This is a genomic window from Candidatus Tectomicrobia bacterium (genome assembly GCA_016192135.1).
GTDB lineage: Bacteria > UBA8248 > UBA8248 > UBA8248 > UBA8248 > 2-12-FULL-69-37.
The window spans coordinates 1-20645 of record JACPUR010000034.1; the positions used below are offsets into that span (position 1 = coordinate 1).

A 20645-nucleotide genomic window follows, 5' to 3' on the forward strand; every position below is an offset into this window, starting at 1 on the left:
AAACAAAAGCCGGAGGGATCATCCCCTCCGGCCTCTTTCTTTTCCCTTTTCGCTTCCGCCCTACCGGCCCATCATGGCCTTGTACTTCTCCTTCAGCTTCTGCTTGTCCGCCTCGGAGAGGTTTTTGAACTGGGAGGAGTTCTTGAGCTTGTCCTTCTGCGCGGCGGAGAGGTTCTGCATGGCCTTCAGGTTGCCGCCGGTGACGACGCCGCCCGTCTGGGAGGGGTCGGCGCCCTTGTCGGCGAGGCCCATGGACTTGATGTCCTGGAGGGCGATGTAGTCGAAGACGAAGGCGAACATGCGCCCGGGCTCGGCCGAGATGACGGCCGAGATGATGAAGGCGAGGAGGGCGGTCGCCAGGCCGAGGCCGGCGTACTGGAGGAGGGCGCGGGTGCGCTTGCTCATGGGGGCGCGGCCCGAGGAGCGGCGCTTCTTGTGCTTGAGGGGATGTGCCGCGGGCGCCGGGGCGGCCTGGGCGGGCCGGGGCGCGGGATGGGCCTCCCCGTCTTTCGAGGCCCTTTGGTGGTAAGGGCACTGGTTGAAGGCCGCGAAGCAGGTTTCCGCCTGCCGTTCCTTGGTCAGCCGGCTGTAGGGGATGGTGATGCGCCGGAGGCCCCGCCACTCCTTCCGGGGGTGGGCGTGGCAGACGTTCATGCGCGAGGGGGAGTTGTTGGCCAGGCCCGGGCCGTCCTGGGAGCCCAGGAAAGGGCAGGGCCGGCCGGCGGCGAGGACGGTGCGGCCGCGCGGAGAGGACGTGACGGGAGCGTCCAGCGACGACGGGGAGCGGTCGGGAGACCCGGAAAGCTGGATGCTCATGGCGCGTCCACCCCGATTCGAGCCGGCACGTCATGAACATGCGCGAATGAATGACGGCTCTTGGTGAACGCAATCTAAGCAAAAAAACAAATCATTCTCAAGTGGAGAATCGGCGGCCCCGGGGCCCCCGCCGGGCGGGATGGCTGCAATGGATTAATTTTAAACGGTTTAAGGATTTTCCGCGGGAGCCCGTGGAGGCCGGAACAGATCCTCATGCTTGGGGCGGAAGAGGGTGCGGGCCGGCTCCTCCCCGGGGAGGTAGCGGGCCCCCCGGATGAGGACGGCCGGGACCCCCTCGGCCGCCTGGCCCATCACCGCGCTCGCGGCGGCGGCCAGCTCGTCCGCCTGCGCCACCTGGGTGATCTCGAGGGGGCGCCCCGCGCGGTCCTTCGTCCCCCGGAGGTCCGCCACGGGCTGCACCCCGGCGCAGCCGATGGCCACTCCCACCACCCCCCGGCGGAAGGCCCGCCCCTGGGTGTCGGCGACGATGACCGCCGGACGCGCCCCCGCCGCCCGGGCGATGGACTCGCGCAGCGCGCGGGCCGAGGCGTCCGCGTCCCGGGGGAGGAGGAGCGCCGCCTCCTCCCCGCCCGGCAGGTTCGAGCGGTCCACGCCCGCGTGGGCGCACACCGCGCCCGAGCGGTGCTCGACGATGAGCGCCCGCTCCGAGGCCACGACGACCTCGTTCGACTCGCGAAGCACCACCTCGACCAGCCGCGCGTCGCGCCCGTCGCGCTCGGCGATGCGGCGCGCCTCGGGAGAGGGCGTCACGCTGGCGAGGCGCACGAAGCGCCCCTCCGCCTTGCTCACGATCTTCTGGGCGAGGACGAGGATGTCTCCCTCCTGGACCTCGAGGCCCGCGCGGCCGAGGGCTTCGAGGAGAAGGGCGGCCAGGTCGTCCCCGGTCTTCACCTCGGGGATGCCGGGGAGGGGGAATATTTGAAGGGGCGTCACGTGCGAGGGCCCCAAGCGGCAAGCCGCTCGGGATCCCCAAGCAGCGGGCTGCTTGGGGTGCCCCGTTCGGGGGGTCCCGTGCGCGCGGCCCCGGCGAGGCCGGCGGGGAGGGGAGCCCCGGCCTCGGCCAGGGCGGCCAGATCGGCGGGGAGGTCCACGTCCAGGACGAAGCCCGGGCTGTCGAGGCGCAGGGCGCGCAGGCCGCGGGCCTCGGCGAGGGCGAGGTGGCGGGCGAAGCTCCCCGGCCCGAAGGCGAAGGGCATGGCGTCCGCCGGGCGCAGGAGGAGGGCGTTCGTGCCTCCGTCGGGCGAGGGGGCCAGCACGGCGCAGCCCTCCTCACGGTCCGCCGCGAGGAGGCGCTCGGCGTCCGCCGCCTGGAGGAAGGGGAGATCGGCCGGCACCACGAAGACAGTCCCCGCCCCCTGCGCGATCGCCCAGGCGCGGCCCCGCTCAAGGTCGGCGTTCAGGTCGAGGGCGGGGCAGCGAAGGCCCGCCGCCCCGCGCGCCCCGGCCAGGGCGAGCACCTCGGGAGAGTCGCTCAGCACCGCCACCCGCTCCACCCCCGCCGCGCCCTCGAGCGCGTCGAGAACCCGCCCCAGCATCCAGCGCCCCAGGCCGTCCCGCGCCTCCGCGCTCAGGACCGCGGCCAGGCGGCGCTTGGCCGTGCGGAAGTCTCTCGCCGGGATGAGGGCGGTGCAGGGCGCCATGAGATCCTCGGGTTCCTCGAAAGGGGGTCCAGGGGAGGACACTATCGCATCCGGCGCGGATCGGGAAGGCGGGCCCGGCCGGACCGCCGCCAGGACGAATGCGAAGCCCGGCGGGGCTTCCCGATGCGGGCGCAGGGCAGATCAGCCATACGCGGCTTTGCCCACGTGGAACAAGTTTTCATCCAGGTCCGGGGTACATGAATTCCCTCCCGGAAAGGGAGGGTTTTCCCCCATCCCTCTCTCGGGCAGGATTCCCTATGCTGGCCGCGGCAGAATGGGCCTCCGCCCCCGGACGCGGGGGGAGGATGGGCCCGCGTGCAATGAAGAGCGGGGAACCCTATGCCGCCATTTCCAACGCCTTTCGAGGACATTCGCGCGAAGCCGTCGCCGGACGCCGGGGCGAACGGCCCGGCAACGCGGCCGCCCGCCGGGAGGCCGGGTGCGGCGGCCCAGGAAGTCATCCCCTCGTCCGGCATCCCCGCGTACAGGGTCGAAACTGTCACGGACTACGACGAGCTGGTCCGCTTGGGGCCATGGTGGGACAGGATGGTCGAGGAAGCGGGGATAGACCATCCCTTCCTCAGCCACGACTGGATATGCACGTGGTGGGAGTGCTTCGGCGAGGGGAAGGAGATCCATATCCTGCTCGTGAAGGAAGGAGGGGAGCTGAAGGGCATCGCCCCCATGATGCTGAGCCGGGAGAGGATGTACGGCCTGCCCGTGCGGCGCCTTGGCTTCGCCTATCACGCGCATGGCTTGCGGTGCGATTTCATCGTGGCGCGGGAGGCCGAAGGCGTGCACCTGGCGATTTGGAACCACATCCTCGGAAACATGGACAAGTGGGATGTGCTGGAATTCGGCCAGCTTCCGGCGGAGTCGAGGACGTTCAAGGAGCTCGCGGAGGCGGCGGGCGGCGAGGGCGTCCTCGCGGAGACGTGGGAGTCCACCCGCTCGCCCTACATCCGCATCGGGGATTGGGAGAGCTACTTCAGGGGGCTGCCCAGGAAGCACCGCGCGAACCTGAGGAACAGGCGCAAGCGGCTCGCCAGGCTGGGGCCGCTGCGGTTCGAGGAGATTGTCTCCGGCGAGGACATCGGGAAGGCCCTGGAGGACGGCTTCCGTCTCGAGGCGGCCGCCTGGAAGGGAGAGGCCGGGACGGCCATGATCTGCCGGCCCGAGGTCCGCCGGCTGTATGCCAAGTTCGCCGAGCGGACGGCGCGGCGGGGATGGCTGTGCCTTCATTTCATGTCCGTGGGCCAGCGCCGGATCGCGTTCGGATACTCCCTCTATTACAAGAACAGGCTCTATTGGCTCAAGTCCGGATACGATCCGGCGTTCGCCGCATACTCCCCCTCCAACCTGCTCTTCTCGACGGTCCTGCGGAACGCCTTCGAGCGGGGCCTGGTCGAATGCGACCTGCTCGGTTTCGATGAGGACTGGAAGCTCAGGTGGACGAGGGAATTGAGGTCCCATCGATGGCTGTTCGTACTTCCGAAGACGCGGCACGGCAGGCTTCTCCATGCGGTCAAGTTCCAGCTGGTGTCGAGGCTGAAGAAATGGCGGAAACCGGTTTCGGCCATGCCGGACTTGGACGCGGAATGGACATGAGCCGGGAGCCCCCGGGTCTTCCTGGGATGTAAGCCTCTCGTCCGATGATCTCCCGGGCGCGCCCGCCCGCCTTGCCTCCCCATCCCATCCCGGCTACAAGGGCTCCGGATCGTTCGCCTCGCCCCTTCCGCAAGGAGCCCCCGCGTGAGCGCGGACAGCCTCGCCTTCTCCTCCATCGCCGGGCTCGTCCCCCGCATCGCCAATGGTGAGGTGCGCCCCACGGAGGTGCTGGAGGCCTGCATCGCGCGGATCGAGGCCCACGACCCCCTGATCAACGCCTTCATCACCCGCACCTTCGATCTCGCCCGCCGCCAGGCGCGCGAGCGCGAGGGGGAGCTGGCTCGGGGCTTCTGCCGGGGCCCGCTCCACGGCGTGCCCGTCGCCCTCAAGGATCTGCTCGACCTTGAGGGTTTCCCCACGACGGCGGGGAGCCGCATCCTGAAGGACCACGTCCCCCGCTCCACCGCCCCGGCGGTGCGGCGGCTCATCGAGGCGGGGGCGGTCATCCTCGGGAAGACGAACCTCCAGGAGTTCGCCCGCGGGGGCACCGGGGCGGACAGCTTCTTCGGCCCCTCGCGCAACCCCTGGGACACGAACCGTACCACCGGCGGGAGCAGCAGCGGCTCGGGGGCGGCGGTGGCGGCGGGGTTCGCCCTTGGGGCGCTCGGCTCGGACACGGGGGGCTCGGTACGGCTCCCCGCTGCCTTCTGCGGCCTGGCCGGCATCCGGGGGACCTACGGGCGTGTGAGCCGCTCGGGGGCGGTGCCGCTCGGCCGGAGCTTCGACGCCGTGGGCCCCCTGGCCCGGACCGTGGAGGACGCGGCCATCCTCCTCCAGGCCATCGCGGGCCCCGACCCGGCCGACCCCTCCACAGGCCGCGCGGAGCCTCCCGATTTCCGGGCGGAGATCGGGCGGGGCGTGGAGGGCCTCACGCTTGGAGTGCCCTCGAACTACTTCTGGCCCGGCTACGACAGGGAGGTGGAGGGGCTCGCCCGCGCGGCCGTCTCGGAGCTGGAGCGGCAGGGCGCGCGCCTCGTCGAAGTCGAGGTGCCCTGGGCGGTGCTGGGCCAAGTGGCCTACGCCGCCGTGGTGGGGCCCGAGAGCGCGGAGTACCACCTGCCCTTCCTGCGGGAGCGGCGGGAGGAGTACGTCTCCCCGGGCGCCGACTTCTTTGAGCAGAGCCTTTTCATCCCGGGCTGGCGCTACGTGCAGGCCCAGCGGGCCCGGACGCTGTTCATCCGCCAGGCGGCGGCCCTCTTCCGCCGGGTGGACGCCATCCTGACCCCCACCATCCCCATCCAGCCCCCCGCCATCGCGGACTGCCTGGACGGGATGAAGACCTGGGCCCCCATCAGCCACGCCACAGCGCCCTTCAGCACGGTGGGCGTCCCGGCCGTCCAGGTGCCCTGCGGCTTCACGCGCCTGGGCCTGCCCGCCGGGCTCCAGATCGCCGGGCGGTGGGGGGAGGAGGCGCTCCTCGTCCGGATCGCGGCGGCCTACGAGCGCGCGCATCCCTGGTGGAAGCGCAGGCCCCCGGTGGCGCCCGGCGCCCCGCCCCCCGCACCGTGGGATATCCCTTCACCCACATCCCAAAGTGGCGTAGGGGCGACCGGCCGGTCGCCCCTACAGACGGAGGAGCAAATTAAAGCGTTTGCAGAAGCGATGAACCACCGCGTCGCGCCGGAGCGACTCGACGCGCTCACGGCGGGGGTGAACCGGCTGAACGCCTCCCTCGCCGCCCTGGACGCGCTGGATTTGAAAGACTGCGAGCGCGCCGAGACGCTAGACGTGCTGACGCTGAAAGTGGAGAACGTGCCGGAGGCCTAGCCGCGCTAGGCGCGGAACCGCCGGATCGCGTAAGCGACCCCCAGGAAGATGAAACCCACCACGAGAAAGGTCGGCCCGATCGCGGTGAAGAGACGGGCGTCCTTCTCCTCGTAGAACCACGGCATGAAGAGGAGGACGGCGCCGAGCCCCGCGGCCAGATAGCCCGTGAACCACAGCCGGAACACGCGCATCCCTCCTTCGCGGGCGGCCCGACTTACCCGCTCCGGCCCTTGAGGTAGTGGTGGGCCAGGAAGCATCCCGCGCCGATGAAGAGGAAGAGGGCGCCCACCTGATTATCCATGGCGGGATCCTTCGCGCCGGCGGAGAGCGCCCGGACGAAGAGGCCCAGCCCCCCGCCGATGAAGGCGATGCCGATGTATTGCAGGAGCTTCATTCGCGGGCTCTCCCGAAGCGCCCCTAGGGCTTCAAGAGCACCTTGAGGCAGTCCCCCGTGCCGGTGATCTCGATCCCGGCCTGCACCTGGGCGAGCCCCATCCGGTGGGTGAACATCTCGTCCAGCGGCAGCGGCGAGCGCAGGAGCATGTCCAGGGCGGGCTCGAACTGCACCTGGGGGTAGGCCCAGGAGCCGAGGATGTCCACGTCCTTGTGGCAGACCCGGTGGGGGTGAATCTCGACTCCACCCGGGTCCCCGTAGTGCCCCACCTCGACGAGCCGCCCGCCGCGCCGCACGAGCTCCAGCCCCTCGGCGAAGGCGGCGGGGACGCCCGCGGCCTCGATCACCACGTCGGGCCCCACCCCGTCCGTCCAGCCCAGCACCTGCTCCTTGCGCTGCGCCTCGGAGAGCTTGCCGATGTTCACGATGCGCGTCGCCCCGAACTTCCGGGAGAACGCCAGGCGCTCCTCCGACATGTCGAGGGCGATGATCTCCCCCGCCCCCATCGTCCGGAGGGCCGCCACCGCGAGGAGGCCGATGGGGCCCACCCCCATCACCGCGCAGCGCGAGCCGACGCCAAAGCCCTCGCCCGCCCAGGGCAGGCCCGGCGCCATCGCCCGGGCGGCGGCGCGCATGGCCACGGCCAGGGGCTCGGCCAGGGCCGCGCGCTCCAAGGAAAGCCCCTGGGGGAGCTTGAGCACGAAGGAGCTCCCGGGGACGTAGACGTACTCCGAGAAGGCCCCGTAGAGGTGGGGCGGCTCGGCCGAGGAGCGGAAGCCGAAGACGGTTCGGTTGGGGCAGAGCTGGGGCCGGTGGGGCACGTGGACGCAGTACCAGCACTTGCCGCAGGCCTGGCTGCCGGGGACGACGGTCACGGCGTCCCCCTCCCTGAGGGGCCCGCCCACGATCTTCATCGCGGCGTTCGCCCGGGGGCCGATGGCCTCGACCACCCCGCTGAACTCGTGGCCCGGGATGACGGGCCAGGCGAGGGTCATCCGGCCGTGGAACATGTGCTTGTCCGAGCCGCACACCCCGACGGCGGCCACCTTGAGGAGCAGCGCGTCCTCGGCGACCTCGGGCTTGGGGTACTCCCGGAGGGCGATCTCGCCGGGCTGGAGCATGGTGGCGGCCTGGACGGTGGGCATCTTGCCTTCTCCTCTCCCGGCGCGGCCGGGCACGAATGCGCATGAATGGATTTCGGCCTTGCGGCTCCTCGGCTTCCGGCCTACTCTAGCGCAACCCGCGGGCAGGGGCACGGCCCCCAGGAGAGCTTGCGCATGGCCCTCGAGAAGACCCTCGCCATCTTCGGCTACCCGCTCGGCCACACCATGTCGCCCACCATGCACAACACGGCGGCGGCGGTCCTGGGGGTGCCCTACCATTTCCTGGCCTACGAGGTGGCGCCGGAGAGGTTCGAGGCGGCGGTGCGGGGCGCCCAGGCCATGGGCTTCGCGGGGCTCTGCATCACCATCCCGCACAAGGTGACGATCGGCCGGATGGTGGACGAGCTCTCGGAGGACGCCCGCCTCATGGGGGCGGTGAACGTTGTCACCTTCGAGCCCGGGGGCCGCATGAAGGGCCACAACACGGACGGGATCGGCTGGCTGCGCTCCCTGGAGGAGGAGATGGGGACGACGCCCAAGGGGATGCGCTGCCTCCTCCTGGGCGCCGGGGGCGCGGCGCGCGCCATCGCCGTCAAGCTCGCCCAGTCGGGCGCCGCCCACCTGGAGATCCGCAACCGCACGGCCGAGAAGGCCGCCGCCCTCGCGGAGTCGGTGCGGAAGGCCTTCCCCGGCCTCCCGGTCGCGGGCGGGGGACTCGGCGGCCTGGAGGACGCTGCCCGGGACGCCCAGCTCATCGTGAACACCACGAGCCAGGGCATGACGGGGGACGCGGCCCGCATGGCGGCCCTGCCGGTGCCCGAGGCGGCCATCCCGCCTGGCGCGATCTGCTCGGACGCCGTCTACAACCCGGCCGAGACGGCCTTCCTGAAGGCGGCCCGGCGCCGCGGGGCGCGGGGGCTCTCGGGGGTGGGCTGGCTCGTCCACCAGGGCGCCGCCGCCTGGGAGATGTGGACGGGGACGAAGATGCCCGTCCCCCGGGTGCGCGAGGCGGTCCTCAAGGCGCTCGGGGCGGGGTGACCATCGAGGCGATATCTTTTGTAGGGGCGAGGCATACTTCGCCCCTACGGACGCAAAGAGCACGGCATCATCCGTCATCCATGGGAGCCTCTCGCATGACCCTGCCGCTCGAAGGCCTGCGGGTCGTGGACCTCTCCCGCGTCCTGGCCGGGCCCTTCTGCACCATGATGCTCGGGGACATGGGGGCCGAGATCCTCAAGGTCGAGAACCCGGACGGGGGGGACGACACCCGGCTCTGGCCCCCCTTCTACGAGGGGGGCGAGAGCAGCTACTTCCAGGCCGTGAACCGCAACAAGCGGAGCCTCACCCTCAACATGAAGGCGGAGGAGGGGAAGGCCATCCTCCGCGACCTCGTGAAGGGGGCGGACATCCTGGTGCAGAACTTCCGCCCGGGGGCGGTGGAGCGGCTGGGCTTCGGGTGGGAGGACTGCCAAAAGCTCAACCCCAGGCTCGTCTACTGCTCCATCTCGGGCTACGGCCAGACGGGGCCCTACCGCGAGCGGCCCGCCTACGACATCCTCCTCCAGGCCGAGGGGGGCTTCATGAGCGTCACCGGCACGGCGGACGGCCCCCCCTGCAAGGGCGGCATCGCCATCGCGGACCTCACGACCGCGCTGTTCGCCATCCAGGGCATCCTCCTCGCCGTCCTCGCGCGCGGGAAGACGGGCCGGGGCCAGCACGTGGACGTCGCCATCCAGGACGGCCAGGCCGCCCTCTTGAGCCACATGGCGGGCAACTTCTTCGCCACGGGTAAGCCCCCCACCCGCAACGGCAACCGCCACCCGAGCATCTCGCCCTACCGGGAGTTCCGCTGCGCGGACGGGGAGATCATCGTCGCCGCCGCGAACGACAGCCTGTGGGACCGCTTCGCCCGCGCCATCGGGCGCGGGGACCTGGCCGACAGCCCGCGCTGGAAGAAGAACCCGGACCGCGTGGCCGGGCGGGAGGAGATCGAGCGCGAGATCGAGGGGACCCTCATCAAGGACAAGCGCGCCCACTGGATCGAGCGCATCCAGAAGGGGGGCGTCCCCTGCGGCCCGGTCAAGACCATCGCCGAGGTGACCCAGGACCCGCAGGTGCGCCACCGCGAGATGGTGGTCGAGGTGGAGCACGCCCGCACCGGCACGCTGCGGATGATGGGCATCCCCATCAAGCTCTCGGACACCCCGGGCCGGGTCCAGCTCCCCCCGCCGCTGCTGGGGGAGCACACCGAGGAGATCCTCTGCGGCCTCCTCGGGCGACCCAAGGCCTCGCTGGCGGGGCTCAGGGAGAAGGGGGTGATATAGCGGCGCAGTCCGTTCGCGCCGTCCTCTCGGGTGGACGAGGCCACTCTCCCTCTCCCTCCGGGAGAGGGGCGCCGGGCCAGGCGGGGCACACGGGTGACGGGTGATTCCCGATCGCAATCGGCCGGCGCGTGAAACACCGCGGGAGGCCGCCGCCCCGCCCCTTGCCATCCCCCCGGCGGGCCGATAGGATCGGGCCGCCGTTCCTCTCGCTCACGAGCGCACGGGAGCCTGCCCTGAGAGCCGTCACCTACTCCTTCAACTTCACCCTGCCGGTCACCACCTGGTGCCTGAACCGCTGCGGCTACTGCAGCTTCAGGAGCGACGCGCCGGCCCTGCTCGCGCCCGGGGAGTGCGCCCGGCGCGCCCGCGCGGCCTCCGCCCAGGGGGTGATCGAGGCGCTGGTGATGACGGGGGAGGGCATCGACCGCCACGCGGGCCTGCGGAGGCAATTGAAGGAGTGGGGCTTCGGCTCCTACGCGGCCTACTGCGCCGAGGTCTGCCGCATGTGCCTGGCGGAGGGGATGCTCCCCCACACCAACATCGGCACCCTCGAGGCGTGGGAGCTCGAGCTCCTCAAGCCCTATAACGTGAGCCTGGGGATGATGGCCGAGACGGTGAGCCCGGAAGCCACGAGAGGGGTGGCCCACCGCCACGCCCCCACCAAGGCGCCGGAGCTCCGCCTGGCGACCGTGGAGGCGGCGGGGAGGCTCGGGATCGCCTTCACCACGGGCATCCTCATCGGCATCGGGGAAAAACCCGAAGAGAGGATCGAGACCCTGGAGGCCATCGCGGCGCTCCATAAGAGGTACGGCCACATCCAGGAGGTCATCCTCCAGCCCCTGAACCCCCAGCCGGGGACGGCGATGGCGCGGTGGATGAAGCCCCCGGACGAGGAGGTGGCCGCCCTTATCCCCCACGTGCAGCGGCTCATGCCGGGGGTGCACATCCAGGTCCCCCCCAACCTGGTGGACGACCTGCCCGCCCTCCTGCGCGCCGGGGCGGACGACCTGGGCGGCATCGCCCCCGAGGCGGACCACATCAACCCCAACCGGCCCTGGCCCGAGCTCGAGGCCCTGGACCGGCGCCTGCGCCCGGAGGGGATGCGCTTGAAGCTCCGGATGCCCGTCTACGACGAGTTCATCGCGGCGGGCTGGTGCCCCGCGCCCACGCTCCCGGCCCTGGAGAAGATGCTGGAGCGGCGGGACCAGGCCGACGGACTCTTGGCGCCCGCCGCGGCGGGAGGGTCTTCATGACGCGATCCTTCACCCTCGACATCCTGGACGCCTGGGAGGCGGGCGAGGAGCTCTCCACGGAGCACGCCACGGCACTCCTGGAGGATTCCTCCCCCGAGACGGCCGAGCGGCTCCACGGGCTCGCCGACGCCGAGCGGCGGCGAGCCGCCGGGGACGAGGTCAGCTACATCATCAATGCGAACGTCAACTTCACCAACGTCTGCTACACCGACTGCAAGTACTGCGGCTTCTACCGCCGGCCCAAGGACGAGGACGCCTACACCCACGGCGACGGCGCCCTGCGCGTGCGCTTCGAGCGCGCCCGGGAATTCGGGGTGCGCGAGATCTGCATGCAGGGGGGCCTCAACCCCAAGATCTCGCTCGACCGCTACGAGGAGGTGCTGCGCCTCGCGCGGGAGGTCATCCCCGGCGTCCACATGCACGCCTACTCGCCGGCCGAGATCGACCACATCCAGCGCAAGACGCGCCTCCCGCTCGAGGTCATCCTCGTCCGGCTCAAGGAGGCGGGGCTGGGCTCCATCCCCGGGACCGCCGCCGAGGTGCTGGTCGAGCGGGTGAAGAAGCTCATCAGCCCGGGGCGCATCCCGGTGGCGCGCTGGCTCGAGATCATCCGCGCCGCCCACGCCGTGGGCATCCCCACGACCTCCACGGTCATGTACGGCCACATCGAGAAGCCCTCGGAACTGGCCGAGCACATGGGCATCCTGCGCGACCTCCAGAAGGAGTCCGCGCGCACCGCCCGGGCGCGCTTCACCGAGTTCGTGCCGCTGCCCTTCGTCCCCTACGACAACAAGATGGGGGAGGAGTTCAACATCAAGGAGATGGCCCCGTTGGGCTACATCTTGAGGCTCCATGCCGTGGCGCGGCTCTTCTTCCGGGGGTGGATACCGAACCTTCAGGTGGCCTGGCCCAAGATCGGCATCGGGGCGGCCAAGCGGGCGCTCTCCCTGGGCGTCAACGACCTGGGCGGCACCCTGATCGAGGAGAACATCTCGCGCACCTCGGGCTCCGAGTACGGCCAGAGCCTCACGCCCGCCCAGTTCAACGCGGCCATCCGGGAGGCGGGGCGGGCGCCCGTCCAGCGCACCACGACCTACGACATCATCCGGGAGGGCGACCCGCGCTGGCGCCATCCCCGGCCGGACGACGAGGCGCTCCTCGGCGGGGGGGCCCAGGGCGGACAGAAGAAGGAGGGCCTCCTCCCCCTCCTGAACGCCGGCGGGTGCCGGTGACCGAAAGCCGCATTCCCATGTAGGGGCGTTCAATTGAACGCCCGTGCGAAACCATCGCCCCGATTTCCGTAGAGGCAGTCACCGTTCGCCCTGCGAAGGCCCCCCATGACCCTCCACCACCCCAGCCTCAAGGACATGATGAACGACGTGGTGGCGGCGGGGACCTGCTGCGAGTGCGGGAGTTGCGTCCTCGTCTGCCCCCACAACGTCATCGAGTACATCGGGGGCAAGCCCAAGCAGACGGCCAAGGCGAGCGCGCCCTTCGACTACTGCGGGGTGAGCGAGGGCATCGGCTGCGACGTCTGCGCCCAGGCCTGCCCCAGGCTCTGGCCGCGCGAGATCCACCTGCGGGACGCCGTCTTCCGGGACCGCCGGCCCTGGGAGGACATCTTCGGGGCCTACCGCCACATCTTCGCGGCGCGCACGAAGGACGCGGGCATCATGGAGCGCGCCCAGGACGGCGGCATCGTCACCGCGCTCCTCTCGTGGGCGCTGGAGGCGGGCGAGATCGACGGCGCCGTGGTCGCGGCGGTGGGGGAGGATGACCCCCCCTGCGCCCCCAGCCCCAAGGTGGTCACGACGCAGGAGGGGATCCGCGCCAGCGCGGGGAGCTGGTATACCTACTGCCCGAACAACCTGGCGCTCAAGGAGGCGGCGGAGCGCGATTTGAAGAAGGTGGCCTTCGTGGGGGTGCCCTGCCAGATCACCCCCATCCGGAAGATGGAGCTCATCGACCCCTCCTTCCTCCTCTCGCCCAAGAAGCGCCCCCAGCACATCGAGAAGCAGCGGGGCTTCCTGCGGGGGTTCGCCGGGCGGGTAGCCCTCCAGATCGGGCTCTTCTGCACCGAGGTCTTCACCTTCGGCCTGATGACCGAGAAGATCGAGAAGGGCCTGGGCATCCCGCTCGCGGACGTGGCCAAGTTCAACGTGAAGGGGGAAGTCCTCGTCCACAAGAAGGACGGCGAGCTTGTCACCTTCCCGCTGGAGGAGGCCATGCGGGATTACCAGCGCCCCGAGTGCCGCCACTGCGCCGACTTCTCCGCCGAGCTGGCCGACATCGCCTGCGGGGGCGTCGGCACCCGGGGCTGGACCATCGTGATGATCCGCACCGAGCGCGGGGAGCGCGCCTGGCGGGCCTTCGAAGCGGCGGGCCGGGCCGAGACCATGCCCATCCGCGAGAACCGCCGCGCCTGGAACATCCTCCAGATCCTCGCGCGGCGGCAGCGCGGCCGGGTGCCCGCCGTGGGCGGGAAGAGCGGCACCGGGCCGGGCCTTCCCCAGTACAGCCCCAAGGAGGGCGCGGATCACGCCCTGGCCCGCATGGCGGGGAGCGGGAAGAGCGCCGCCGAGATCGAGGCCGGCCTCGCCGCGGCCTACGGCGGGGAGGATCGGCCCGTCCGCGTCACCGGCTACATGGCGGGCCAGCCCATCCCGGGCGACCCGGGGGAGCCTCCCCCGGGCGAGAAGCGCAAGCTTCCCCCCCCGCCCTCGCCCGAGCAGGGCGGGGCGCCCCCCGGCTGGCGCCCTCCGGAAATCCCCCCGGGGCAGGAGGGCGCCGGGTGAGCGGCGAGAACCTCCAGACCGCCTTCGGCGGGGTGACGCTGGCGGACGCCCTCTTCTACCGGCGCTCGGTCCGGAAGTTCGCGGCCGAGCCCCTCCACCCCGACCGCCTGCGCGCCGCCCTCGAGGCGGCCTCCCTGGCCCCGAGCCCGCACGGGAGCGCCCCCTGGCGCTTCTGCATCGTGGCCACCCCGGAGGCGCGGCTCAGGCTCGCGACGGAGATGGGAAGGGATTTCCTGCGCGACATGGAGCGGGAGGGCGTGCCCGAGGAGGAGCGCAGGCGCCGCCACGCGGGGAGCCTCCGCCTCATCACCGGGGCGCCCGCCCTCATCCTCGCCGCGCTCTCCTACAAGGACCTGGACCGCTACGAGGACCCCGCGAAGCAGGCGAACGAGCGCATGATGGCCGAGCACAGCCTGGGCGCGGCGCTCCAGAACCTGATGCTCGCCCTGGCCGCCCAGGGCATCGGCTCGGTGTGGCGCTGCGCGCCCCTCTTCTGCCCCGAGACGGCGCGGAAGGCGCTCTCGCTCCCCGAGGACTGGGTGCCCCGCGCCTACGTGGCGGCGGGCCGGGCGGCCGTCCCGCCTCCCGCCAGGCCGGATGCGCGCCCCGGCGTCCTCGTCCGGTGAGCTTCGTCCCGTGAGCTTCCGCGGTCCGGTGGCCGCCCTGGCCGGAGGGGTGGGGGGCGCCAAGCTCGCCGTGGGCCTGGCCCTCGCCCTGCCGGAGGGGGCGCTCTCCGTCATCGTGAACACGGCGGACGACCTGACCCTCCACGGCCTCCACATCAGCCCCGATCTCGACACGGTGATGTACAACTTGGCGGGCCTCGCCGATCCCCAGGCCGGCTGGGGCATCGCCGGGGACACGGCGGGGGCGCTCGGGCTCCTGGGCCGCTACGGCGGGCCCACTTGGTTCCGCCTGGGGGACAAGGACCTCGCCACCCACATCCGCCGCACCCAGCGCCTGGCCGAGGGCGCCCGGCTCACCGAGGCGACGGCCGAGCTCTGCAGGGCGCTGGGGGTGCGGGCGCGCGTCCTCCCCATGACGGACAGCCCGGTGGCGACCCGGGTCCAGACGCCCGAGGGGGAGCTCGAGTTCCAGGACTACTTCGTGGCGCGCGGCACCCGGCCCTGGGTGCTCGGAGTGCGCTTCCAGGGGGCGGAGGAGGCGCGGCCCTCGCCCGAGGCGGCGCGCGCGCTGGAAGAGGCGCGGGCCATCGTCTTCTGCCCGTCGAACCCCATCGTGAGCGTCGGGCCCATCCTGGCCGTGGCGGGCATCCGCGAGCGCATCCTTGCGGCCCGCGTCCCCCGGATCGCGGTGAGCCCGATCGTCGGCGGCGTGGCCCTCAAGGGGCCGGCGGCCGAGATGCTCCGAAGCCTGGGGCACGAGGTCTCGGCCGCGGGGGTGGCCGCCATCCTGCGGGAGCACCTCGACGGGTTCGTGCTGGACGAGCGGGACGCGGCCCTCCTCCCCCAGGTGGAGGGCCTGGGCCTCAAGGCCAAGGCGCTGCCCACGGTGATGACGGATGGGGCGTCCAAGCAGAGGCTCGCCGAGGGGGTGCTCGCCTTCGCGGCGGAGCTGGCCCGCTGAGGAATGGCCCTCGGAAAGCAAGGCGCGCTAACGTAAATCCAACCTGAACCCAACCTGAATCCTGCGTAACTCAAAAGTTTTTCCCACCGGTTCTCCCGGATCTAGCCGATATGCCCCTCTCCACGAAGCCTCTATACATGGGACGCGGACCGGCCCGCCTCCCGGCGGGGCCCCCGGAGCGCCGTCGCGTGAAAGGAAGCGATGTGGACAAGATGATGCCCCTCGATCTTCTTCTTTTCATCTTGATGGCCCTGGGGCCCGCGCCTCCCGCCGCCCAAGCTGCCGATCCGAAGGCCCGCCGGGGGGAATATCTCGTCCATCACGTGGCGATGTGCGTGCAGTGCCACTCCCCGAGGGATGAGCGGGGGAGGCTCATCCCGGAGCAGCTCCTCCAGGGCGGGCGGATTCCCGTGGAAGGGCCCGCGCACCCGAAGACCGAATGGGCGCTCAAGCCCCCCCGCCTGGCGGGGCTCCCGGGCGGCTACAGCGAGGCGGACTTCATCCGGCTGCTCATGACGGGGAAGAAGCCGCGTGGCGGCTCCCCCCGCCCCCCCATGCCTCCCTTCCGGATGCAACGGGAGGACGCCGAGGCCGTCGCGGCCTATCTCAGGACGGTGAAGCCTCAGGGCGGCCGCTGAGCCGTGCTCCGGGGCCTGGACCTATTGAACATCCGGCCTGAAGGCCCAGCCAGCGATGGCCCAACTTTGATCTCCGCCGCCTTTAGATCGAATCGCGAGCCGGAGCGAAAGCGCAGCTTCAGCAGGCTCCGGTGGACCGAGGCGCCACCCGGTCTCAGTCCAGCACGATCAGCTTCCCGTACATCGCGGGTTGAGCCCCCTGGCACCTGATGCGGAATTCCCCCGCCCGGTCCGCCCTGAACCGGAGCGTCTCCATGCTTCCACGCCCCAGCTTCATCGCTTGATCCTGGTAATGCTCCACCGAGATGCCCTGGACCGCCCCGTCGGCGCCCATGAAATTGAGCGTCACGTTCTCCCCCTTGTTGACGATGATCTGGGACGGCAGGACGCAACTCGATACCTGCCAGGTCTCCTTGGGGTCCGGATCTTTGCTTGGCGGGGTCTTGGCCGAGAGAGAGGGGTCCTCCTCCTCCGGGAGGAAGGCTTCCTCCTCCGCCGGGGCAGCGCCATTCGGCGGCGCCGCCAGCACGTCGAACGCCCGATAGCTCCACCCGCCCGCGACGAGCCCCGGCCGGCCGAGGGCTCCCCCCCCGCCGTCCCCTCCGCCGCCTTCGGGCATGCCGGGGACGGGCGCTCCCATGGCGGTCAGATCTCCTGGCGGATTGGAGGCCCCGGCCAGGGTCTCACCGCCTCCTTGGAAGACGGGGCCGCCGCCCGGGGAGGATGCACCTCCGTCCGGGGCGGGCGGGCCCGCCGCCTGGAGGGCACCTGCCACGGCGCCGCCCGCCTCGCCCGGGAGTCCCTCGCCCGCCGAAGCCTGGAGTTCTCCTTCGCCGGCCTCACCGGCGCCGCCTGGAGAAGCCTGCGGCCCAAATCCCGCGAGCCCCGCCACGGTTTCGAAGACCTGCCGCACGCCCGCCAGGTGCCATCCGTGGGAGCTGCCGCCAGCCGCAGCGCTGCAGGCCAGTGCAGGGGCAAAGAGCCCCGCGAGAGCGATGATCGCGATCTGCATCGCGACAAACGAGAACAGGGCTTTCATGATGTCCTCCTTCCTTCCATCCATGCAGAAGGGGGGCGCCTTGGCGCTTTTTTGCGCCCGCCCCGGGCACCGCCGAATCTCAGGGTCAGCATGAAAGCCCGGGCAGGTGCTGGCCATGCGGGAAACCCCTCGAACCGTCAGGGCAAATCATGTAAATTCAACATCAATGAAACATAATATTCAAATAAATCAAAAATGAACCAAAAATGAATTTAAAATTATTTACGGGTGTAACGAAGCCACACTTTCATCACGGAATCTCTCCGCGGATGCCAGGGAGCGAAGTCCTCGGTCACCCGGGGCTCCCCTTCCGGCTCTCCGCGAGGACGCCCAAGCCGTCGCGGCCTACTCAGGACGCTGAAGCCAGAGGGCGGCCGCTGAGCGGCCTCCCGGCCGATTTGCGAACACGGCATTCCGATTCCATTTGTCGTAATGGTGAATTCCGTATATCGCCGGGCGCGCCTCTCACTTCACGACAATGGGCAATACCACCATGGTCTGACCGGCCCACTGCAGGCGGCGCTCGATGGTGAACGCGGTCTGGTTGTGCAGGAAGGCGTGGTACCAGCGCTCGCGCTCGAATATGAGTTTTCCCGAAAAGAACGTGACGTGCGGAAACTCCCGGGCCACGTTCATGCAGAGCCTCTCCGCCGCCTCGACCACATCGATGCCCAGGCCGACCCGGTAGCCCGAGGAGAAGCCGAGGCGGCTCGCCAAGGCGGCGTACTTCTTCACGGTCCCCTCCGCCTGCTCTCGAAGCGACGCCAAGGCGTTTTCTCCTCCCTTGAAGGCGCCGGAATCGACGACGCCGACCGTGAGGAACACCATATTGGCAAAGTGCCCGGGGAACTGCTCGGAAATGTTCTTGACGGTCTTGACCCCCAGCTTCCCATAATCGGAAACCAAGACGGCGGCGGTCGGCTTGTTGGGGTCGATCTCCTCCGCCGGAGACGGCGCGGCGGGAAGCCCAACCGCCTTCCCTTCCGGCAGTTTCGCGATCTTTATCGAGACGGCGCGGTAGTGGCCGCGGATGAGAAAGCACAGGAGGATCACGCAACCCGTGACCACGAGCGTGACCCATCCGCCCTCCAGGAATTTCTCGAAGACGGTCACCGCAAGTATCGTCAGGCACATGGCCAGTCCGATGACGTGGATCGAAATCTTCCGTTTCCAGTCCGGGTGCCGCTCGCGGTGACTGACCCAGAAGCGGCACATCGACGTCTCGGTCATCGAGAAGGTGAGAAAGACGTTGATGCTGTACATGACGACGAGGTGACGGACTTCCCCCATCGTATAGAAGAGCGCGACCAGGGACATCAGCCCCATGAGGAGGATTCCGTTCTGAATGGTCAGGCGGTCCGAGAGGGACGCGAACCGCCGCGGCAGCCACGAGTCCACGGCCATGTTCGCCATTACCCGCGGGCCGTCGACGAACCCGGCCTGCGCCGCGACGACGAGGATCGCGCCTTCCGAGGCCATCGTCAGGATCACGAATAGGTTTCCGAGCGGCACGGTCTGCACGAACTTTTCCGCGAAGACCGCGTTCATCGTCTTGCCTTCGACGGCGGTCACGTTCCATAGGAGATAGCAAAAGAGAAGGCCCGACGCGGTGAAGGCCAGGGATACCGCCATGTAAAGCATGGTCCGCTTGCCGGTCTGCACCCGGGGCTCCCGCATGATCTGGATGCCGTTCGAGACGGCCTCGATCCCCGTGTAGGTTCCCCCTCCGAGCGAGTAGGCGTGGATGAACAGAAGAAACATCCCTCCCATCCCGAGGGTGGCGAGCCCGCCGGAAAAGCCCGCCTTGGCCGTCTGAAGCGTCTTGGGGAACTCCGACGAGTGCATGATGATCCCGCCCATGATGAGAATCACGTGCGTCGCGATGAAAAGAAGGAAGACCGGCGACAGCGTGAGCACCGACTCCCGCACCCCCCGGAGGTTGAGCACGATGAGAAAGGCGGTCATGAGAACCTCGGCGGGCAGCTTCCAGGCATGCCACGCCATCGGCAGGAAGCTGAACATGGCGTCCCCCGCCGCCGCGATCGAAATCGTAATGGTGAGGATGTAGTCCACCAGCAGGGCGCTGCCCGACACCACGCCGGCCTGTTCCCCGAGAAGCTGCGTGGCCACCACGTATCCGCCTCCGCCGTGGGGGAAGTGCTCGATCACCCGGCTGTAGGCGATCGCGATGACGGAGATGGTCGACGCCATCACGAGGGCCAGCCCGATCGCCAGGTAGGTATGCTCCCCCAGTGTCCGGAACGCCTCTTCCGGCCCATAGGCGGAGGAGGACAAGCCGTCGGCGCCCAATCCGACCCAGGCCAGAAAGGGGATCAGCGACAACTTGTGGAACAACGATTCGTCGGCCAGGCTGCGCGGGGCGCCGATCAGCGCCCGCCGCAGGCGCTTCCAGGGGGAGGGTTTCTCCTCCGAGGGCGCAAGGCCTTCCCCCGGGGATGGAGGCGGGGGAGAGTCCTGCGAAGCCGATGGGTCCTTCGGGACGGAGGTATCCCCGGGGTCGCCGGGACTGTCGGCGGGCATGGGCACTTCTCCCCCCTCGCCGTGCCCGGACGGATCGAGGGCGCACGGCGAGGATGCACGGCAGACATCGCGGGAGGAAGTTTCGGAAGCATCTCCCAGAGAACGCTTGCGAGGTTAGCTGACGGGTTAGGACGTCCGAGTCGCCCCTGCCGGCAGGTTCGCCGGCATTCACCCCTGAAGCTTGGGTCCCCCGCCCCTTCCGGCCGGAAGGGTTCAGCGGCTGAGGGGAATTTTACTCTCGGATGGGGGAAGGGCAAGAGCCATTTGCGCGCGCCGCCGAAGCGCTCAGGCGGATTTGGTGAAAAATTCTGGCCACAAGGCCGGCTCCACGCCGATTAACCGTGCTTGCAAAAAAGTTTAGACTTGCCTAAAAATATAATTAACGGCATTTGCCTGGATCTATGGAGGGTCTGTCTATGCGGTGGTTCGTGGCGGTTGCGTTCGTTGTCATGCTGGCGGGGCTGGCGGGGCTCCCCGAGGCGCGGGGGGCGGAGCGCGTGTTCTATGTGCTGGGGGCGGAGCCCAAGGGGACGGCGGCGGCGGCGAAGGAGCCTTTCCCCCAGGCCAAGCTCCCTGCGGGGCCCGGGATGGTGCTCAAGGCGCCCGACGCCAAGGGGGACTGGCAGGTCTCGGCCTACGTGTTCCTGCCGGCCCAGATCGTGGTCCGGAAAGGAGACGATGTGACGCTCCACTTCGTGGGGATCCACGGCTCGCTGCACACCCTCGCGGTGGAGCACTACCAGACCCAGGGGGTGAAGCTGCGGCGGGGCCACGTGGAGACGATGCGCTTCAAGGCGGACCGGGCGGGGGTCTTCCGCATCATTTGCGCGGAGCATCAGCCCACGATGAACGGAGAGCTGATCGTGCAGGACTGAGCGGCGCGGGGGAAAGGGGAATAGGGCTTCTTTTTTCCTCTATTTCCGGGCGAAAAGGGGCCGGGCGAGCTTCTTTCCATGGGGCATTTTCCGCACAGTTGCGCACTTGAGCGGGACAAGTTGCCCCATGTTTAAGGATTGGACGAGGCACCTCCTTTTCGGCTAATTAACCTTAAGAGACCTG

Annotated in this window: 19 protein-coding genes; 11 read left to right on the plus strand and 8 right to left on the minus strand. The window is 69.9% G+C overall.

The features are described 5' to 3' along the window. Nucleotides 1-60 precede the first annotated feature (60 nt). The 3 genes from HYZ11_13460 to cofC form a co-directional block, all read right to left on the minus strand. On the minus strand, nt 61-816 hold the full coding sequence (locus HYZ11_13460; GenBank protein ID MBI3128606.1) for a hypothetical protein: 756 nt from the start codon (nt 814-816) through the stop codon (nt 61-63). 168 nt (nt 817-984) lie between these two features. Next, nucleotides 985-1770, minus strand: coding sequence for a coenzyme F420-0:L-glutamate ligase (cofE, locus tag HYZ11_13465; GenBank protein ID MBI3128607.1), 786 nt, complete (start codon nt 1768-1770; stop codon nt 985-987). Beyond that, nucleotides 1767-2477 carry a 2-phospho-L-lactate guanylyltransferase gene (gene cofC / locus HYZ11_13470; protein MBI3128608.1) on the minus strand — a complete coding sequence of 237 codons (711 nt, stop codon included), beginning with the start codon at nt 2475-2477 and terminating at the stop codon, nt 1767-1769. Before cofC ends, cofE begins: the two co-directional genes overlap by 4 nt. Before the next feature lie 339 nt (nt 2478-2816). Here cofC and HYZ11_13475 point away from each other — a divergent pair, with 339 nt between their 5' ends. Together HYZ11_13475 and HYZ11_13480 are read left to right on the plus strand one after the other, a co-directional pair. Next, complete coding sequence (locus HYZ11_13475) at nt 2817-4085, plus strand: GNAT family N-acetyltransferase (GenBank protein ID MBI3128609.1); 1269 nt, start codon at nt 2817-2819, stop codon at nt 4083-4085. Between the two features lie 144 nt (nt 4086-4229). Beyond that, complete coding sequence (locus HYZ11_13480) at nt 4230-5912, plus strand: amidase (protein MBI3128610.1); 1683 nt, start codon at nt 4230-4232, stop codon at nt 5910-5912. Nucleotides 5913-5917: 5 nt separating this feature from the next. Here HYZ11_13480 and HYZ11_13485 read toward each other — a convergent pair whose 3' ends face one another. Genes HYZ11_13485 through HYZ11_13495 form a run of 3 tightly spaced genes read right to left on the minus strand, consistent with a single transcriptional unit; the run spans nt 5918 to nt 7451 of the window. Then, on the minus strand, nt 5918-6097 hold the full coding sequence (locus HYZ11_13485) for a hypothetical protein (GenBank protein MBI3128611.1): 180 nt from the start codon (nt 6095-6097) through the stop codon (nt 5918-5920). Nucleotides 6098-6126: 29 nt separating this feature from the next. Then, complete coding sequence (locus HYZ11_13490) at nt 6127-6306, minus strand: hypothetical protein (protein ID MBI3128612.1); 180 nt, start codon at nt 6304-6306, stop codon at nt 6127-6129. A 23-nt stretch (nt 6307-6329) separates the two neighbouring features. Next, nucleotides 6330-7451, minus strand: a complete 1122-nt coding sequence (locus HYZ11_13495; GenBank protein ID MBI3128613.1) for a zinc-binding dehydrogenase — start codon at nt 7449-7451, stop codon at nt 6330-6332. A 132-nt stretch (nt 7452-7583) separates the two neighbouring features. Between HYZ11_13495 and aroE the strand changes: the two genes are divergently transcribed. From aroE to HYZ11_13535, 8 genes are all read left to right on the plus strand, one after another. Then, a complete protein-coding gene (gene aroE / locus HYZ11_13500) occupies nt 7584-8447 on the plus strand; it encodes a shikimate dehydrogenase (GenBank protein ID MBI3128614.1) in 864 nt (287 codons plus the stop codon). A gap of 95 nt (nt 8448-8542) precedes the next feature. Further along, nucleotides 8543-9733 carry a CoA transferase gene (locus HYZ11_13505; GenBank protein ID MBI3128615.1) on the plus strand — a complete coding sequence of 397 codons (1191 nt, stop codon included), beginning with the start codon at nt 8543-8545 and terminating at the stop codon, nt 9731-9733. A 161-nt stretch (nt 9734-9894) separates the two neighbouring features. Then, nucleotides 9895-10986 carry a 7,8-didemethyl-8-hydroxy-5-deazariboflavin synthase subunit CofG gene (cofG, locus tag HYZ11_13510; GenBank protein ID MBI3128616.1) on the plus strand — a complete coding sequence of 364 codons (1092 nt, stop codon included), beginning with the start codon at nt 9895-9897 and terminating at the stop codon, nt 10984-10986. Further along, a complete protein-coding gene (cofH, locus tag HYZ11_13515) occupies nt 10983-12218 on the plus strand; it encodes a 5-amino-6-(D-ribitylamino)uracil--L-tyrosine 4-hydroxyphenyl transferase CofH (GenBank protein ID MBI3128617.1) in 1236 nt (411 codons plus the stop codon). The genes cofG and cofH overlap by 4 nt, the downstream gene beginning before the upstream one ends. 105 nt (nt 12219-12323) lie before the next feature. Next, the gene (locus HYZ11_13520; protein ID MBI3128618.1) at nt 12324-13781 is read left to right on the plus strand and encodes a Coenzyme F420 hydrogenase/dehydrogenase, beta subunit C-terminal domain; all 1458 of its coding nucleotides are present in this window, start codon (nt 12324-12326) and stop codon (nt 13779-13781) included. Beyond that, the gene (locus tag HYZ11_13525) at nt 13778-14407 is read left to right on the plus strand and encodes a nitroreductase family protein (GenBank protein MBI3128619.1); all 630 of its coding nucleotides are present in this window, start codon (nt 13778-13780) and stop codon (nt 14405-14407) included. Before HYZ11_13520 ends, HYZ11_13525 begins: the two co-directional genes overlap by 4 nt. Further along, a complete protein-coding gene (locus tag HYZ11_13530; protein ID MBI3128620.1) occupies nt 14379-15368 on the plus strand; it encodes a 2-phospho-L-lactate transferase in 990 nt (329 codons plus the stop codon). Before HYZ11_13525 ends, HYZ11_13530 begins: the two co-directional genes overlap by 29 nt. 188 nt (nt 15369-15556) lie before the next feature. Then, on the plus strand, nt 15557-16006 hold the full coding sequence (locus HYZ11_13535; GenBank protein MBI3128621.1) for a c-type cytochrome: 450 nt from the start codon (nt 15557-15559) through the stop codon (nt 16004-16006). 154 nt (nt 16007-16160) lie between these two features. Here HYZ11_13535 and HYZ11_13540 read toward each other — a convergent pair whose 3' ends face one another. Both HYZ11_13540 and HYZ11_13545 read right to left on the minus strand, forming a co-directional pair. Further along, on the minus strand, nt 16161-17045 hold the full coding sequence (locus HYZ11_13540) for a cupredoxin domain-containing protein (protein MBI3128622.1): 885 nt from the start codon (nt 17043-17045) through the stop codon (nt 16161-16163). A 465-nt stretch (nt 17046-17510) separates the two neighbouring features. Beyond that, complete coding sequence (locus tag HYZ11_13545; protein ID MBI3128623.1) at nt 17511-19586, minus strand: APC family permease; 2076 nt, start codon at nt 19584-19586, stop codon at nt 17511-17513. A 410-nt stretch (nt 19587-19996) separates the two neighbouring features. Between HYZ11_13545 and HYZ11_13550 the strand changes: the two genes are divergently transcribed. Next, on the plus strand, nt 19997-20461 hold the full coding sequence (locus HYZ11_13550) for a cupredoxin domain-containing protein (GenBank protein MBI3128624.1): 465 nt from the start codon (nt 19997-19999) through the stop codon (nt 20459-20461). Nucleotides 20462-20645 lie beyond the last annotated feature (184 nt).

What these genes read in the sequence shown, in the direction of transcription:
- HYZ11_13460 (MBI3128606.1), bottom strand. Translation starts at nt 816, where the DNA reads ATGAGCATCCAGCTTTCCGGGTCTCCCGACCGCTCCCCGTCGTCGCTG.
- cofC (MBI3128608.1), bottom strand. Translation starts at nt 2,477, where the DNA reads ATGGCGCCCTGCACCGCCCTCATCCCGGCGAGAGACTTCCGCACGGCC.
- HYZ11_13475 (MBI3128609.1), top strand. Translation starts at nt 2,817, where the DNA reads ATGCCGCCATTTCCAACGCCTTTCGAGGACATTCGCGCGAAGCCGTCG.
- HYZ11_13490 (MBI3128612.1), bottom strand. Translation starts at nt 6,306, where the DNA reads ATGAAGCTCCTGCAATACATCGGCATCGCCTTCATCGGCGGGGGGCTG.
- HYZ11_13495 (MBI3128613.1), bottom strand. Translation starts at nt 7,451, where the DNA reads ATGCCCACCGTCCAGGCCGCCACCATGCTCCAGCCCGGCGAGATCGCC.
- aroE (MBI3128614.1), top strand. Translation starts at nt 7,584, where the DNA reads ATGGCCCTCGAGAAGACCCTCGCCATCTTCGGCTACCCGCTCGGCCAC.
- HYZ11_13505 (MBI3128615.1), top strand. Translation starts at nt 8,543, where the DNA reads ATGACCCTGCCGCTCGAAGGCCTGCGGGTCGTGGACCTCTCCCGCGTC.
- cofH (MBI3128617.1), top strand. Translation starts at nt 10,983, where the DNA reads ATGACGCGATCCTTCACCCTCGACATCCTGGACGCCTGGGAGGCGGGC.
- HYZ11_13520 (MBI3128618.1), top strand. Translation starts at nt 12,324, where the DNA reads ATGACCCTCCACCACCCCAGCCTCAAGGACATGATGAACGACGTGGTG.
- HYZ11_13530 (MBI3128620.1), top strand. Translation starts at nt 14,379, where the DNA reads ATGCGCGCCCCGGCGTCCTCGTCCGGTGAGCTTCGTCCCGTGAGCTTC.
- HYZ11_13540 (MBI3128622.1), bottom strand. Translation starts at nt 17,045, where the DNA reads ATGAAAGCCCTGTTCTCGTTTGTCGCGATGCAGATCGCGATCATCGCT.
- HYZ11_13545 (MBI3128623.1), bottom strand. Translation starts at nt 19,586, where the DNA reads ATGCCCGCCGACAGTCCCGGCGACCCCGGGGATACCTCCGTCCCGAAG.